At 61.9% G+C, this 14,334-nt stretch carries 17 protein-coding genes; 9 read left to right on the forward strand and 8 right to left on the reverse strand.

What is annotated here, in order from left to right:
- Positions 1 to 22: 22 nt before the first annotated feature.
- From M1D93_RS13665 to M1D93_RS13700, 8 genes are all read left to right on the forward strand, one after another.
- Entirely contained in the window at positions 23 to 409 is a 387-nt protein-coding gene (locus tag M1D93_RS13665; RefSeq protein ID WP_461172049.1) for a TadE family protein, read from the forward strand.
- A complete protein-coding gene (locus M1D93_RS13670) occupies positions 397 to 1,431 on the forward strand; it encodes a pilus assembly protein TadG-related protein (RefSeq protein WP_461172050.1) in 1,035 nt (344 codons plus the stop codon). The genes M1D93_RS13665 and M1D93_RS13670 overlap by 13 nt, the downstream gene beginning before the upstream one ends.
- 39 nt (positions 1,432 to 1,470) lie before the next feature.
- On the forward strand, positions 1,471 to 2,247 hold the full coding sequence (gene cpaB / locus M1D93_RS13675; RefSeq protein ID WP_461172051.1) for a Flp pilus assembly protein CpaB: 777 nt from the start codon (positions 1,471 to 1,473) through the stop codon (positions 2,245 to 2,247).
- Entirely contained in the window at positions 2,244 to 3,431 is a 1,188-nt protein-coding gene (locus M1D93_RS13680; protein WP_461172052.1) for an AAA family ATPase, read from the forward strand. Before cpaB ends, M1D93_RS13680 begins: the two co-directional genes overlap by 4 nt.
- 159 nt (positions 3,432 to 3,590) lie before the next feature.
- Positions 3,591 to 5,012 carry a CpaF family protein gene (locus tag M1D93_RS13685; RefSeq protein ID WP_461172053.1) on the forward strand — a complete coding sequence of 474 codons (1,422 nt, stop codon included), beginning with the start codon at positions 3,591 to 3,593 and terminating at the stop codon, positions 5,010 to 5,012.
- 1 nt (position 5,013) lies between these two features.
- The gene (locus M1D93_RS13690; RefSeq protein ID WP_461172054.1) at positions 5,014 to 5,946 is read left to right on the forward strand and encodes a type II secretion system F family protein; all 933 of its coding nucleotides are present in this window, start codon (positions 5,014 to 5,016) and stop codon (positions 5,944 to 5,946) included.
- Between the two features lie 7 nt (positions 5,947 to 5,953).
- The gene (locus M1D93_RS13695) at positions 5,954 to 6,838 is read left to right on the forward strand and encodes a type II secretion system F family protein (protein WP_461172055.1); all 885 of its coding nucleotides are present in this window, start codon (positions 5,954 to 5,956) and stop codon (positions 6,836 to 6,838) included.
- Positions 6,839 to 6,931: 93 nt separating this feature from the next.
- Entirely contained in the window at positions 6,932 to 7,393 is a 462-nt protein-coding gene (locus M1D93_RS13700) for an Hpt domain-containing protein (RefSeq protein ID WP_461172056.1), read from the forward strand.
- A 38-nt stretch (positions 7,394 to 7,431) separates the two neighbouring features.
- Here M1D93_RS13700 and M1D93_RS13705 read toward each other — a convergent pair whose 3' ends face one another.
- Positions 7,432 to 8,226, reverse strand: coding sequence for a response regulator transcription factor (locus M1D93_RS13705; protein ID WP_461172057.1), 795 nt, complete (start codon positions 8,224 to 8,226; stop codon positions 7,432 to 7,434).
- A 253-nt stretch (positions 8,227 to 8,479) separates the two neighbouring features.
- Here M1D93_RS13705 and M1D93_RS13710 point away from each other — a divergent pair, with 253 nt between their 5' ends.
- Positions 8,480 to 10,147 carry an ATP-binding protein gene (locus M1D93_RS13710; RefSeq protein ID WP_461172058.1) on the forward strand — a complete coding sequence of 556 codons (1,668 nt, stop codon included), beginning with the start codon at positions 8,480 to 8,482 and terminating at the stop codon, positions 10,145 to 10,147.
- Between the two features lie 42 nt (positions 10,148 to 10,189).
- Here the strand turns inward: M1D93_RS13710 and M1D93_RS13715 are convergent, their stop codons facing one another.
- The 7 genes from M1D93_RS13715 to infA form a co-directional block, all read right to left on the reverse strand.
- Positions 10,190 to 11,098: a tRNA pseudouridine synthase A gene (locus tag M1D93_RS13715; protein WP_461172059.1), complete on the reverse strand. Its 909-nt coding sequence runs from the start codon at positions 11,096 to 11,098 to the stop codon at positions 10,190 to 10,192.
- A gap of 32 nt (positions 11,099 to 11,130) precedes the next feature.
- Entirely contained in the window at positions 11,131 to 11,703 is a 573-nt protein-coding gene (gene rplQ / locus M1D93_RS13720; RefSeq protein WP_461172060.1) for a 50S ribosomal protein L17, read from the reverse strand.
- A gap of 72 nt (positions 11,704 to 11,775) precedes the next feature.
- Entirely contained in the window at positions 11,776 to 12,786 is a 1,011-nt protein-coding gene (locus M1D93_RS13725; protein ID WP_013601812.1) for a DNA-directed RNA polymerase subunit alpha, read from the reverse strand.
- A 131-nt stretch (positions 12,787 to 12,917) separates the two neighbouring features.
- Positions 12,918 to 13,319 carry a 30S ribosomal protein S11 gene (gene rpsK, locus M1D93_RS13730; RefSeq protein WP_461172061.1) on the reverse strand — a complete coding sequence of 134 codons (402 nt, stop codon included), beginning with the start codon at positions 13,317 to 13,319 and terminating at the stop codon, positions 12,918 to 12,920.
- A gap of 51 nt (positions 13,320 to 13,370) precedes the next feature.
- Complete coding sequence (gene rpsM, locus M1D93_RS13735) at positions 13,371 to 13,745, reverse strand: 30S ribosomal protein S13 (protein ID WP_028275004.1); 375 nt, start codon at positions 13,743 to 13,745, stop codon at positions 13,371 to 13,373.
- A gap of 174 nt (positions 13,746 to 13,919) precedes the next feature.
- The gene (gene rpmJ, locus M1D93_RS13740; RefSeq protein WP_009358722.1) at positions 13,920 to 14,033 is read right to left on the reverse strand and encodes a 50S ribosomal protein L36; all 114 of its coding nucleotides are present in this window, start codon (positions 14,031 to 14,033) and stop codon (positions 13,920 to 13,922) included.
- A gap of 70 nt (positions 14,034 to 14,103) precedes the next feature.
- A complete protein-coding gene (infA, locus tag M1D93_RS13745) occupies positions 14,104 to 14,325 on the reverse strand; it encodes a translation initiation factor IF-1 (RefSeq protein WP_009358723.1) in 222 nt (73 codons plus the stop codon).
- Between the last annotated feature and the right edge of the window lie 9 nt (positions 14,326 to 14,334).

Below are 14,334 nucleotides of genomic sequence, written 5' to 3' on the forward strand. Positions count from 1 at the left end.
ACTTATTCGGAAAGGTGCTCACGTGAACAAATTTTCCGAGCGCGGTGCAGCCGCCGTGGAATTTGCGCTTCTGGTACCAATCCTAATCATGTTGGTCTTCGGCATCATGGAGTTTGGCCGCGCTTACAACGTCCAGATCTCACTGACAAATGCTGCCCGTGAAGCTGCCCGCAGCATGGCAATCACCAAAAACGAAGACGCTGCCCGCACCGCTGCAAAGAATGCAGCTCTACACCTCATCCCGGCCCTTCAAAACGGCAACATCACCTTCAGTCTTACAGCGGGAACCTCGGGCTGTCCCACGAATGCGCAAACGACGGTGACTATCAGTTACAGCCTTAGCACAATAACGGGGATAGCCGGACCGTTTGCTATGACGGGCAAAGGGACCATGTTGTGCGGCGGTTGACAACACATACTGACGGGGAACGCGGCGGAATCGCCGTCATCGTCGCCGTACTCATGGTGGTTCTGCTCGGCTTCGCCGCCATCTCTATTGACGTTGCAAAGCTGCACTCTGAACGTGCGCAGCTCCAGAACGGAGCAGATGCAGCCGCTTTGATGGTGGCCCAGAAATGCGCCAAAAACGAAGCAGACACAAACTGCTCGGCGACGTCATCCATGGCGCCAGAACTGGCCAACAAGAACGCCCTAGACAGCCTCAGCAATATAAAGGCCATTGCCCTCGACAAGCCAGGCCGTACCGTCCAAGTGACAGCAGGGGCAAAAGAAGCTGGCACCACCACAAACAGCGTGTCCACGTTCTTCGCCGGAATCTTTGGGATTCCCAGCTCCGAGGTATCAGCATTTTCCAGCGCGCGTTGGGGTAGCCCAATTGAAGGACCTACTCCATTTCCGCTAGCGTTCTCGATTTGTCAGGTGTCCACAGCCGCAGATAAGAATCCGCAGCTGCTGGAGGGCCATGACCCTAGCGCTAATGGCGATAAGGGCACGCCCGACTGCATATATGCAGGCCAACCTGTTCCTGGTGGATTCAACTGGACACAGCAGGTAGTTGGCGAATGCGGCAGCAGCATCGATCTCAGCGTGAGCACGAGCCGGAGCGAGACAGGTAACGATGCGCCCGAAAATTGCGGACCAACACTCGACACATGGGCACAATCGATCGTCGCGAATAAGGACGTTGTGGTGCTTTTACCTGTATTTGATAAAGCTACTGGCACCGGTTCCACAGCTACTTATCATTTGACTGCTTTCGCTTCCTTCAAGGTACTGGGCTGGAAGTTCGGCGGTGCCGATAAGTTGCCTCTCGTCTTCCGCAATCAGCCGGCTTCTGGAAGCGGGCCCAGCTGCACAGGCAGTTGCCGAGGCATTATCGGCAGCTTCGTTGAATATGTTTCCCTTGCTGACGGCTACAAGCTGGGCCCCGTCAGCGCAACCGGCGCCACTGTAGTCGAACTCACAAAGTAGTTTATTGCAATTTTTGTAGCACAACCCTAGGAGCAGTTCGTGAAGTCTCGATTGTTGGCAGGAGCGGCCGCGGCAGTCCTCGCTATCGTCGGCGCGTTCTTGATTGTTTCCTATGCCCAAGGCGCCGACCAGCGGGCTGTTAGAAATCTCGAACCCGTGGCTGTTCTCGTGGTAAAGACGGCTATCCCCGCAGGCACTCCTGTTGAATCGATGGCAGCTTCGCTGACGACAGAACAGTTGCCGGCTTCAGCAGTCACCGATTCCGCTCTCGCAACACTTGATGGTTCCACGGGCAAGGTATCCGCTGTCGACCTCGTTCCCGGGGAACAACTTGTAGCCGAGCGTCTGGTCGCTCCCGCTGCGCTCAAGTCGTCTGGCTCCGTCGAAGTTCCGGCCGGCCTTCAAGAGGTATCTTTCCAGCTGGAACCGGACCGCGTGGTTGGGGGCCGGCTCACGCCTGGCGACCATGTCGGCGTTTTCGTGTCGATGGACACAGGTGGCCTTGAGGCCAAGGCTGACAAGGAAACCACCAAGCTGACTGTCCGCAAAGTTCTCGTCACCGCCGTTCAGCGGGCGCCTGAGGCGGCGCCGAAGGCTGCCCCCACGCCAACCGCGAGCGCCGACCCGAACGCCGCCGACCCGAAAGACACCACCCTTCCAACGGGTTCCCTCATGCTGACCGTTGCAGTCAATGACGTTGACGCAGCAAAAATTGTCTTCGCCGCCGAATACGCCAAAATGTGGCTGAGCAAGGAGCCCACCGACGCGGCCGACAGCGGCCCCCGCATCATCGAGCGTGCCGAGGTCTACAAATGAGCCGCTTCGTCCTCATCACACCTAACACGGACTTTGACGCCCGCTTACGGCAGGCTATTGCAGGCGGCCTTCAGGGCGGCGTCCAGACGTTTTTTACGAACGTCCTGCCGGCGGGTCCTTACGATTTGTTCGCACAGCTCAACCAGGAACAGCCGGAGGTCCTAATCTTGGGACCGGACGTCCCCGTAGACGAGGCTCTCCGCCTGGCCACCGTGCTCGACGTCCAGGTGCCTGACCTCACCGTCCTCCTGGTCAGCGAACCTGAGCCGGAACTCGTCCTGCAGGCCATGCGTGCGGGAGTCCGCGACATCCTCAGCCCGTCTGCCGACCCAGCCCAACTGCGGGTGCTGCTGGAGCGCGCCTGCCAGTCCTTCGCCAGCCGTCATCGGGCGGGCCAGCCGCAGCAAGCCCAAAACGACAAGGGGCGTGTTATCGGTGTTTTCTCGCCTAAGGGCGGCGTCGGTAAGACGACCATCGCTACCAACCTCGCAGTAGGTCTCGGAAAGGTTTCGCCGATGAGCGTAGTACTCGTGGACCTGGATCTGCAGTTCGGTGACGTCGCCTCCGGGCTGTACCTCAATCCCGAACACACAGTCACGGATGCAGTCTCCCCCGCCGCGAGCCAGGACACGCTGGTGCTCAAGGCGTTCCTTACCGTGCACCCTTCGAGCATCTATGCGCTTTGTGCCCCTGATAACCCGGTCGAAGCCGACCACATCTCTCCCCAACACGTCACCCGGCTGCTGGAGCAGTTGGCGGAAGAATTCCAGTACGTTGTTGTCGATACTGCCCCTGGCCTGCCGGAAATCGGGTTGGCAGCAATGGAAGCCTGCACAGACGTAGTTTGGGTCAGTGCCATGGACATTCCCAGCGTCCGCGGCCTGCGGTCGGGCTTGGACATCCTTCGGCAACTTGAAATACTTCCTGAGGGAAGGCATGTGGTCCTGAACATGGCGGACGCGAAGTGCGGGCTTTCTGTCCAAGACATCGAATCGTCCATCGGGGCTCCGGTTGACGTCAGCGTACCCCGATCCCGTGCCGTCGCCTTCTCCACCAACCGGGGGGTTCCCGTTCTCCAGGAAGCTAAAAGGGATCCCGCAGTAAAGGGGCTTATGCAGCTGGTGGAACGCTTCAGCTCCTCGGCAAAGAGCCAGCGGCAAATCCACCGCCGGGTGGTGGTTTAGATGAAGCTGTCCGAACGACTTCAAGCGGCACAGTCAAGGTCCCAGCCTGGCGCTGACCAGGCTGCAGCCGCGGCCGCGGCTACTGCTCCCGCTTCAGTCCCCGCTTCAGCAGCCGTAGCGCCCGCAACCGTGCAGGCCGCAGCATATTTGAACGTCCAAATGGCAACCAGTCCTTTTGCAGGCAGCAGGGGAGAGAACCCACCGGGACGGGGGCATCCGGAATCGGTCGGCAAGCGGCCGCAGCAGTCGCCTGCTCAGCACAACCTTCCCAAGCCGAAGGCCCAACAGCCGGTGGATGTTTTTGCGGCCCTCAAGCAGCGAGCGGCCACCGCCCTCTTCGAACGCATGGGAGCACGTTTCAACGACTCCACCATTACCGAAAAGGATCTTCGCAGCACTGCCCGGGAAGAACTTAGCCGCATCATCGATGAGGAGCAGGTTCCGTTGACGGCGGAAGAACGTTCCCGGCTAGTTGCGGACGTAGCCGATGACGTGCTCGGCTACGGTCCACTGCAGCGCCTTTTGGATGATCCAGCGGTCACCGAAATCATGGTGAACCGGATGGACCAGATTTACGTAGAGCGCAAGGGAAAGCTGGCCCTGACAGAATCCAGGTTCAGTTCTGAAGAACACCTGCGCAAAGTCATTGAGCGCATTGTTTCCAAAGTGGGACGGCGCATTGATGAGTCCTCTCCCCTGGTTGACGCGCGTCTGGAGGACGGATCCCGCGTGAACGCCGTCATTCCTCCGCTGGCTGTCGGCGGGTCTTCGCTGACCATTCGTAAGTTCAGCAAAGTTCCCCTAACAGTCCAGAACCTCATCGACTTCGGTACGCTCACTCCGGAAATGGCTGAACTACTCAACGCCTGCGTTAAAGCCAAGCTGAACATCATCGTCTCCGGCGGTACCGGCACCGGCAAGACTACCCTGCTCAACGTTCTCTCATCGTTCCTTCCGGCCAACGAACGCATTGTGACCATCGAAGACGCCGTAGAACTCCAGATGCAGCAGGAGCACGTGGTCCGGCTCGAAAGCCGGCCGCCGAACACGGAAGGCAAAGGCGAAGTCACCATCCGAGAACTGCTCCGAAACTCCCTGCGTATGCGGCCTGACCGCATCGTGGTAGGTGAAGTCCGTGGCGGCGAGTCCTTGGACATGCTCCAGGCGATGAACACCGGCCACGACGGGTCCCTTTCCACCGTCCACTCCAACTCGCCCCGCGACGCCGTGGCACGCTTGGAAACCCTCGTGCTTATGGCTGGCATGGACCTGCCGCTGCGGGCCATCCGCGAGCAAATCGCCTCTGCCGTGAACCTGATCATTCAGATTTCCCGGTTGAGAGACGGCACACGCCGCATCACGCACGTCACCGAAGTGCAGGGCATGGAAGGCGACATTGTTACCCTCCAGGACGCCTTCGTGTTTGATTACTCGGCGGGAGTGGACCAGCACGGCCGTTTCCTCGGGTCTCCCATTCCAACGGGTATCCGTCCGCGCTTCATCGACCGCTTTGAGGACATGGGCATTCACGTTTCACCAGGTGTCTTCGGCGCCCCCTTGGTCTCCAGCGGAAGGTCCTGATGTGTTCCTGACGTTTGGCATCATCCTGGTGATCGCCGCTATCGCCGTCGCAGGCGTTGCTGTAATGATCCCCCGCACTCCTACCGTGCCGCTGGATCGCCGTCGGCCATTCCGCACGGATTCAGATTCCCAACTGACGCGTTTCGCTGGATCAGCCGTCCAAGGAATTGAAAGTGTCCTCGCCAAGAAGAATCTTCGTTACTTCGACCGGGAGACCCTCGAAAACGCGGGACTTCGCCTAAGCCAGGCGGACTTCCTGCTCCTCGTGATCATCGGCGCCTTCGTGGGTGCCCTGATGGGCCTCGTCGTTGCCGGTCCCGTCCTAGCCATCCTCCTGGTGATAGCCGCGCCGTTCGTCGCCCACCTGGTGCTGAGCTTCCTCACCGGCAAAAGACGAATTAAGTTCGATGACCAGTTGGGTGACACCCTGCAGTTACTCTCGGGCAGCCTGCGCGCCGGACACAGTGTCCTCCGGGCCATCGACGCAGCGGCGAATGAATCGCAGGCTCCTACTTCTGAGGAGATGCGCCGCGTTGTTTCGGAAACCAGTTTGGGGCGGGACCTCCTCACTTCGTTGAACGACACTGCCGAACGCATGCGCAGTGAAGATTTCGTGTGGATCAGCCAGGCAATCCAGATCAACCGGGAGGTGGGCGGCAACCTGGCTGAAGTGTTGGACCAGGTCAACGAGACCATCCGCGAGCGCAACGAAATCAAGGGCCACATCAAATCCCTCGCTGCGGAAGGAAAGTTCTCCGCCTACATCCTGATGGCCCTTCCCATAGGCATCGTGGCGATGCTCATGCTGGTCAGTCCGGGCTACATGGACAAGATGGTTTCCACGGTGCTCGGGTGGATCATGATCATCGCCTCGATCATCATGATGACAATCGGTGGGTTGTGGATGCGCAAGATCATTGACTTGAAGTTCTGAGGACACGATGAATCCTCTGCTAATCCTCGGCCTCCTCATGATCTGCCTGCCGGTCGCCTACCTTGCCTGGTCCCTGCTGTCCAGGGACAAAAAGGGCGAGGCCGTCGCCCGCGAAATTCTCTCCCGCGGCGCCCACCAGGCGGAAGAGGAAAAAACGACAGGCAGCGGCGCCCTTGAGAAAATCGGCCGCCGCCTCACTCCGGCGGCTTATGTCCAGAAACTCGATCACCTGCTTTCGCTGGCTGGCCGCCCCGCCAACCTTCCGCTGGGCCGGGTTCTCGCTGCCAAACCTGCCCTCGGTCTGGTGGGCGGACTCGTTGGGCTGTGGCTAAGTTCTGTCGGAACGACGCCGATCATCAAGCTCGTGGGACTGTTCGTCCTGATCCTGGGCTACTTCATCCCTGACCTGCTCCTGTACAGCAAGGGGCAGGAACGGCAGAAGGTCATGCAACTGGAACTGGCCAACACCCTCGACCAGATGCTGATCTCGGTTGAAGCAGGGCTCGGGTTCGAAGGTGCCATGGCCAGGGCCGGCGAGAACGGCAAGGGCCCCCTTGCAGAGGAACTGGTACGGACCCTGCAGGACATGCAGGTGGGGCGCAGCCGCCGGGAGTCGTACCTCGCCCTCGCTGAACGCACCAATGTTCCGGAGCTACGCAGTTTCGTTCAAGCCGTGGTCCAGGCGGACACCTACGGCATCGCCATCAGTCGGGTCCTTCGCGTTCAGGCAAAAGTCATGCGAGTAAAACGTCGCCAACGCGCTGAGGAAAAAGCGATGAAGCTTCCGGTAATGATCCTGTTCCCGCTGTTGTTCTTCATTTTTCCGGTTCTCTTTATTGCGATTCTCGGACCGGCAGTCATCAACACCATAGAGACATTCAGCGGGCAATAGAGGGCATGGGTTTTGCCGCAGTGATGTCTCAAGGTTTACACAGGATCACCCGAAATAGGACAACCGACTACTACCAGGAAGTAGCCTTGAAGAATGCAAAGTCCAGATCCCGGCTCCAGCGACAGGGGCGCAGCTGCGAATCCACCGCAGCCCGGGATCGCACCGCTTACCGGTTCCGCGTCGCAGGAAGCAGCCGGGCTCTTGCCGCTCGTTGACGCGGCGGTGCTGGAGGAGCTGGAAGACGAACTTGCCGGCTCCGGCCTCGCCCAGCGCTTCGCCCGCGACTACGCCGCGATGTGGGACCAGCGCTGCGCAAGGCTTGCGGCAGCGGTGGACAGCCAGGACAGCGAATCGGCCCTCGACGCCGCCATCAGCCTGAAGATCAGCTCCGCCATGGTGGGCGGGATGCGTCTGGCGAAACTGGCCGAGCTCCTGGAAGTACTGATCCGCCGCGGCGACTTCGGCCAGGGGCAGGCCCTGATGGAGCGGGTTACCCAGGACGGCGGCCAGACGGTATCCGAACTCCAGGCCACCTACATCCTCAAAAACGGCTAGCCTTCCCCAGGCGGCGCCCGGCTGTTGCTTCGAATGGCCTAGACAGTGTCCTGGTTGCCGGGCGCCAGCCGATACCCTACGCCCCGCACCGTCTGCAGCCAGCGCGGCGAGACTGGATCCTCCTTCAGCTTTCGCCGCAGATTACCGATGTGGACCTCAACAGCCCGCTCGTCCGCCTCGCTGATGTAGGTGTCCTCGCCGTAGAAATCGCCGCGGACTGCCCGGACAAGATCGGCCCGGGTGCAGACCGCCCCGCCACCGCGTAGGAGGACGTGGAGCAGATCGAACTCGCTTCGCGTCAGCCCGAGCGGCTCCCCGTTGATCTCCACCGTGCGTGTCCGGTGGTTCAGCGCCAGGCCGTTGTGGTGCAGGACCGCGGAATCCTCCAGCCGGGCTGCAGCAACAGCGGCAGCGGGCGCCGCTCCCCACACGGATGACACCGGTGTCTGCCCGTTCACCTCGTGCCGGGGCCTGCGCATCATCGCCGCAACCCGTGCCCTTAGCTCCCGGGGACGGAAAGGCTTGGCAATGTAGTCGTCAGCACCGGCATTGAGGGCGGACAGCAGGTCCGGCTCCTCAGTCCGCCCTGTCAGCATCACCACGTAGGCGTTGCTGAAATTGCGGATCCGCCGCAGCACTTCGAAACCGTCAATGTCCGGCAGTCCGATGTCCAGCGTCACCACGTTGGCCTGCTTGTCCCGGACCACTTCCACTCCAGCCCGCCCGTCAACCGCTGTATGCACCTCGAAGCCCGCTTGGCTCAACACCCCTTCGAGGAGGTTGCGCACGTCGGCGTCATCTTCGATTACTACAGCCACACCAAGATCGTCCATTGATATCCCTGAGCCAGGCGGTTATGGCCCCCCATTAGCCCAGCGCCAATGCCCATACCCGCTCCAACCCTTTATACGCTACAAGTAAGCCGTGCTGATGACATCTGTTTCAACATTGCATTCGAAAAGTCAATTATTATGACAACTATGTGGATTACGAGCCGGAAAGGATGTGCCGCGTTGCCGAGCAGGAATTCGGACGCACAGGCGGCGGACATTCAGGTGATGATCCACCCTGGCCTTAGCCGGGGTCATGGCTGAGCGGCTTTTCCCACGCGGACCCGCCCGCTTCTTCCAGCGGCTCGGGCCGCGGGCCCAGGTGGCCCTGTGCCAACTGCCGCTGACCTTGATCGTGGCTGCACTTGCGGTCGCCACCCCGTTCGCCTGGCCCACGCTGCTGCACAGCCCGCTTTTCCTGGCCGGGGTCTTCCTTTCCGGCATCCTCTTCCTCGGCTGCCTCCTGGTCCCCTGGGAACGGCTGACCCACCGCCCCTACCTGCTGGTCCCCATCCTCGACTTCGTCGCGATTGGCTTGCTCCGGAACGGCGCGGCTCCCCTTCTGCCGGGACTTGCCGTGCTGGCGGTGTTCCCGGTGATCTGGCTCTCCGCCTCGGGCATGCTTGCCCGGAGCAGCCTCGTCCTCAGTTTCTTTGGCCCCATGCTCATCATGGTTCCCTCGCTGGCCGGACGGTTCCCCAACCTGACGCCTTCGGACATCACCACCACCTTGCTCTTCCCCCTCATGATGCTCTCCGTGTCCCTGGCCATCAGGTTCGCGAGCGTGCACGTCCGGCTGCAGCAGCGCGAACTGGCCCAGAAGGACAAGGAGCTTCGGCAGCTGCTCCGCGAGAGCCGGGAGCGTGAAAAGCTGCTCCAGACGGTCCTGGACGCCACCGACGTCGGGATTGCCGCCGTCGACCGCTCCGGCCACTTCCTCGTGGCTAACGACCGGCAGCGGAACTTCCGCCGGGCAACAGGGGCCGACGACGCCGTGCCCGGCCAGGGCCACCAGCTGATCTTCGGGCAGGACAGACGAACCCTGCTACCGCCGGAGAAACGACCCATCAGCCGCGCCATCGCCGGGGAGTCCTTCGCCGATTACCTAGTGTGGGCCGGAGAGGGAGCGGAGCAGCGGGCGGTGTCGACGGCGGCCCGGCCCCTGGTCAGCGAGGACGGCCGGCTGACCGGCGCCGTGGTGGTGTACAGCGATGTCACCGGCTGGGTGGAGGCGCTGGCGGCAAACCACGAACTGGTCTCCAACGTGACCCACGAGTTCAAGACGCCCCTGAACTCCATCATCGGCAATGTGGACCTGGTGCTCGACGACGTAGCCGCCCTGTCGCCCCAGGTGGCCCAGCGCCTGCTCGTGGTCCAGCGGAACGCCGAGCGGTTGCTGGCGCTCGTCGCGGACCTGTCGGCATCAGCGTCGGCCGCGCTTAATGTCCACCCCAAACGGACGGACCTCGCCAGCCTGGTGGAAACCAGCATCGGCTCTGCCCAGGCCCTGGCGGAGCATGCGAACATCCGGCTCACCGCGGACGTCCCCTCGCCCCTGTGGGCCTACGCGGACCCGCTCCGGATCGGACAGGCCCTGGACAACCTGGTGTCGAACGCCATCAAGTACTCCCCCGACGGCGGGAGGGTCAGCATCAGCGCCCGCAGCAGCAACGAGTGGGTGCAGCTCAGTGTCAGCGACACGGGGATGGGGATCAGCAGCGAGGACACCACCAGGGTCTTCAAGCGTTTTTTCCGGACGGAGTCCGCCAAGGGCGCGGCCATCGCCGGCGCCGGGCTGGGCCTGTCCATCACCAAGATCATCGTGGAGCGCCACGGCGGACACATCACGTGCAACAGCGGGCAAGGCCAGGGCAGCACCTTCACGCTGACCCTGCCCGCGGAGGGCCCGCCGCCCGCGTTCTAACTGGGCCCACGCCCGCAGGGTTCCCTGGCCGAGCTTGCGAGGCTAGGGTGCGGGTGGGGAATACTCCCGCCGTGCCCGGGTGAGCTCGGCGCGGGCCAGAAGTTCGTCGTCGGACGGGTAAGCCACTTCCTCCAGCACCAGCGGGTGCGGGGCGGCCAGCACGGACTTGGCGTCCCGCTTCCTGGCGAGCAGCCGTTCGTGGAGCCAGCCCGGCTCCTCCACGCCCTCCCCCACGTACAGGGCCGAACCGATCAGGGCGCGCACCATGTTGTGGCAGAAAGCGTCGGCCTGGACGGTTGCAACAATGACGCCGTCCTCCGCCCGGGCGAACTCGAAACGCTGGAGCTCACGGATGGTGGTGGCACCCTCACGTGGCTTGCAAAAGGACAGGAAGTTCTGGAGCCCGAGGAGCTTGGAAGCGCCCTCGTTCAGCAGCGAGACGTCCAGCGGATTCTTGTGCCACAGGGTGGAGTACCGGCCCAGCGGGTCCCACAGGGCGGGGCCGTCGGCGATGCGGTAGCTGTAGCGCCGCCACAGGGCCGAGAAGCGGGCGTCGAAGCCGGGGGGCGCCAGCGAGATCCTGTGGACCTCCACTGACCCGGTAAGGTCGCCGAGCACCCGGCTCAGGGCGCCGCGGATCCTGCGGAGCATGGCGACGGCGGGATCCAGCTCGTGCCCGCGCGGCAGGCCCAGCCACTCGGTTTCCGTGAGGTCCAGGTGGACCACCTGGCCGCGGGCATGCACACCGGCGTCGGTGCGTCCGGCAACAGTGACGCGGACTGCACGCCGGAGGAGTAGGTGCAGGGCTTCCTCGAGGACGCCTTGGACTGTGCGGCGGCCCGGCTGCAGGGCCCACCCGCTGAAAGGGCCGCCGTCGTACGACAGATCAAGCCGGATACGCAAAAACCCGCCGCCCCCGATTACGGGGGCCGCGGGTTTTTGGTCGTTCATAGACTTAAGTCTATGCGAAGAAAATCAGCGAATTACTTCGCGTCCTTTTCCTCGGCTGCGGGAGCTTCCTCAGCGGCCGGCGCCTCTTCGGTTGCAGCCTCGTCAGCAGGAGCCTCAGCAGCTTCCTCAGCAGCGGGAGCCTCGGCAACCTCAGCCTCAGGAGCTTCCTCGGCAACCGGAGCAGCCTTGTCAGCGTCGCGCTTGGCAGCGGCGGTAGCCTCAGCGACTACAGCCTGCTTGGCGGAAACCGGCTCGAGAACCAGTTCGATGACAGCCATGGGAGCGTTGTCGCCCTTGCGGTTGCCGATCTTGGTGATGCGGGTGTAGCCGCCGTCGCGGTTCTCCACAGCCTGGGCGATGTCGGTGAACAGCTCGTGGACGACGCCCTTGTTGCTGATCAGGCCGAGCACGCGGCGGCGGGAAGCGAGGTCGCCACGCTTGGCGAAGGTGACCAGGCGCTCTGCGTACGGCTTCAGGCGCTTGGCCTTGGTGACCGTGGTGGTGATCCGCTTGTGCTCGAACAGGGATGCTGCCAGGTTCGCGAGCATGAGGCGCTCGTGAGCCGGGCCGCCTCCGAGGCGCGGACCCTTAGTGGGGGTAGGCATAATTGTTTCTCCTCAAATGGAAGCCGTGGGCCGGGCACACCATGGTGTCCTGCCCGCCGGCCAAGGTCTGGTTTAGAGTTCGTCGTCGCCGAAGGCGGCGTCGTCCTCTTCGATTGCTGCGGCGCGTGCTGCGAGGTCAAAACCGGGAGGCGAGTCCTTGAGGGACAGGCCCAGTTCAACCAGCTTTGCCTTGACCTCGTCAATGGACTTGGCACCGAAGTTGCGGATGTCCATCAGGTCAGCCTCGGAGCGGGCAACGAGTTCACCCACGGTGTGGATGCCCTCACGCTTGAGGCAGTTGTAGGAACGGACGGTGAGGTCCAGATCCTCGATCGGCAGGGCCATGTCGGCTGCCAGGGCAGCGTCGGTAGGCGACGGGCCGATCTCGATACCTTCAGCTGCGGTGTTCAGCTCACGTGCCAGACCGAAGAGCTCCACCAGGGTGGTGCCTGCGGAAGCAACAGCATCGCGCGGGGCGATGGCCTGCTTGGTCTCGACGTCGACAATCAGCTTGTCGAAGTCGGTGCGCTGCTCAACACGGGTTGCTTCCACGCGGAAAGTAACCTTCAGCACCGGCGAGTAGATGGAATCGACCGGGATACGGCCGATCTCTGCGTCGCCGGACTTGTTCTGAGCTGCCGAAACGTAGCCGCGGCCGCGCTCGATGGTCAGTTCGAGTTCGAACTTGCCCTTCGAGTTCAGCGTGGCGATGTGCAGATCCGGGTTGTGGAATTCGACGCCGGCCGGCGGAGCGATGTCCGCGGCGGTGACGACTCCGGGACCCTGCTTGCGCAGGTAAGCGACAACCGGCTCATCGTGCTCGGAGGAAACCGAGAGGCTCTTGATGTTCAGGATGATCTCAGTGACATCTTCCTTGACACCGGGAACCGTGGTGAACTCGTGCAGCACGCCATCGATCCGGATGCTGGTTACAGCAGCACCGGGGATGGAGGAGAGCAGGGTACGGCGGAGGGAGTTTCCGAGGGTGTAGCCGAAGCCCGGTTCCAGCGGTTCAATGATGAAACGCGAACGGTTTTCTGAAACTACCTCTTCGGAGAGGGTGGGGCGCTGTGCAATGAGCACTTAGGTTTCCTTTCGGCGAGCATCCGCTATATGACGCAACACAGGTGGTGGAAATTCGGTCTGAAGACTTAACGCGCTGGGCTTGCCCGGACCATCGACGGTCCGGGCAAGCTCATGCGGCGTGGAAAGCCTTAGACGCGGCGGCGCTTCGGCGGGCGGCAGCCGTTGTGCGCAGCGGGGGTGACGTCCGAGATGGAGCCAACCTCGAGGCCTGCGGCCTGCAGTGAACGGATCGCGGTCTCGCGTCCGGATCCCGGTCCCTTGACGAAAACGTCAACCTTGCGCATGCCGTGCTCCTGAGCGCGCTTGGCAGCGGCTTCGGCAGCCATCTGGGCAGCGAACGGAGTGGACTTACGCGAGCCCTTGAAGCCAACCTCACCTGAGGAAGCCCAAGAGATAACAGCGCCGTTCGGATCCGTGATGGAAACGATGGTGTTGTTAAAAGTGCTCTTGATGTGCGCCTGGCCAAGCGCGATATTTTTCTTGTCCTTCTTACGCGGCTTGCGAACCGCGCCACGAGTCTTCGGGGGCATTTTTTCTCCTACAGAAATTTATTGGGGGAAGACGCGTCAATCCCGGAGGATTTAACGAGCCTTCTTCTTGCCTGCAACGGTGCGCTTCGGACCCTTGCGGGTACGTGCGTTCGTCTTCGTACGCTGTCCGCGCACTGGCAGGCCCTTGCGGTGGCGAATACCTTCGTAGCTGCCGATTTCAACCTTGCGGCGGATATCAGCTGCTACTTCGCGGCGAAGGTCACCCTCAACCTTGTAGTTGCCTTCAATGTAGTCACGCAGCTCAACCAGCTGGGCATCGGTGAGGTCCTTAACGCGGACGTCAGCGCTGATGCCAGTGGCAGCCAGGGTTTCGTGTGCACGGGTCTTGCCCACGCCGTAGATGTAAGTAAGCGCAATTTCCAGCCGCTTTTCGCGGGGAATGTCTACGCCAGCGAGACGAGCCATAGTGGCAGTACTCCTTGATAAACCGGAGGTCGTAGGCAGTACACCCGCACGTTCTGTACGGCCCCAGCCTCCGACCGGGGGTTAGCTGTCCGGACTCATACGTCCCAGTTCAGCTTGTGCTGCCTTTATTTACTTGCGTGGGTTAGCAACCCAGGATTTCCCGATGAAGGGAAATTAGCCCTGGCGCTGCTTGTGGCGCGGGTTCTCGCAGATCACCATGACCCGGCCATTACGGCGGATCACTTTGCACTTTTCGCAGATCTGCTTGACGCTCGGCTTGACCTTCATGGCATTCCTTTGCGTGTAACAGTTGGTCAACTGGAGCGGCCATCAGTTCGCACTGAAGCCGCCCAGCAATTTACTTGTAGCGGTAGACGATACGACCACGGGTGAGGTCGTACGGGCTCAGCTCCACCACTACGCGGTCCTCAGGGAGAATCCTGATGTAGTGCTGACGCATCTTTCCAGAGATGTGTGCCAGTACGATGTGCTTGTTGGTGAGCTCAACGCGAAACATCGCGTTAGGCAGCGCCTCGGTCACAACGCCTTCGATCTCAATGACCCCGTCCTTCTTGGCCATACCCTCCGC

It is taken from the genome of Arthrobacter sp. Z1-9 (assembly GCF_054792695.1).

Bases quoted from the DNA above. Each gene is read 5' to 3' on its own strand.
- M1D93_RS13680 (WP_461172052.1), top strand. From the start codon at position 2,244: ATGAGCCGCTTCGTCCTCATCACACCTAACACGGACTTTGACGCCCGC.
- M1D93_RS13685 (WP_461172053.1), top strand. From the start codon at position 3,591: ATGGCAACCAGTCCTTTTGCAGGCAGCAGGGGAGAGAACCCACCGGGA.
- M1D93_RS13695 (WP_461172055.1), top strand. From the start codon at position 5,954: ATGAATCCTCTGCTAATCCTCGGCCTCCTCATGATCTGCCTGCCGGTC.
- M1D93_RS13700 (WP_461172056.1), top strand. From the start codon at position 6,932: ATGCAAAGTCCAGATCCCGGCTCCAGCGACAGGGGCGCAGCTGCGAAT.
- M1D93_RS13705 (WP_461172057.1), bottom strand. From the start codon at position 8,226: ATGGACGATCTTGGTGTGGCTGTAGTAATCGAAGATGACGCCGACGTG.
- M1D93_RS13710 (WP_461172058.1), top strand. From the start codon at position 8,480: ATGGCTGAGCGGCTTTTCCCACGCGGACCCGCCCGCTTCTTCCAGCGG.
- M1D93_RS13715 (WP_461172059.1), bottom strand. From the start codon at position 11,098: ATGAACGACCAAAAACCCGCGGCCCCCGTAATCGGGGGCGGCGGGTTT.
- rplQ (WP_461172060.1), bottom strand. From the start codon at position 11,703: ATGCCTACCCCCACTAAGGGTCCGCGCCTCGGAGGCGGCCCGGCTCAC.
- rpsK (WP_461172061.1), bottom strand. From the start codon at position 13,319: ATGCCCCCGAAGACTCGTGGCGCGGTTCGCAAGCCGCGTAAGAAGGAC.
- rpsM (WP_028275004.1), bottom strand. From the start codon at position 13,745: ATGGCTCGTCTCGCTGGCGTAGACATTCCCCGCGAAAAGCGGCTGGAA.
- rpmJ (WP_009358722.1), bottom strand. From the start codon at position 14,033: ATGAAGGTCAAGCCGAGCGTCAAGCAGATCTGCGAAAAGTGCAAAGTG.
- infA (WP_009358723.1), bottom strand. From the start codon at position 14,325: ATGGCCAAGAAGGACGGGGTCATTGAGATCGAAGGCGTTGTGACCGAG.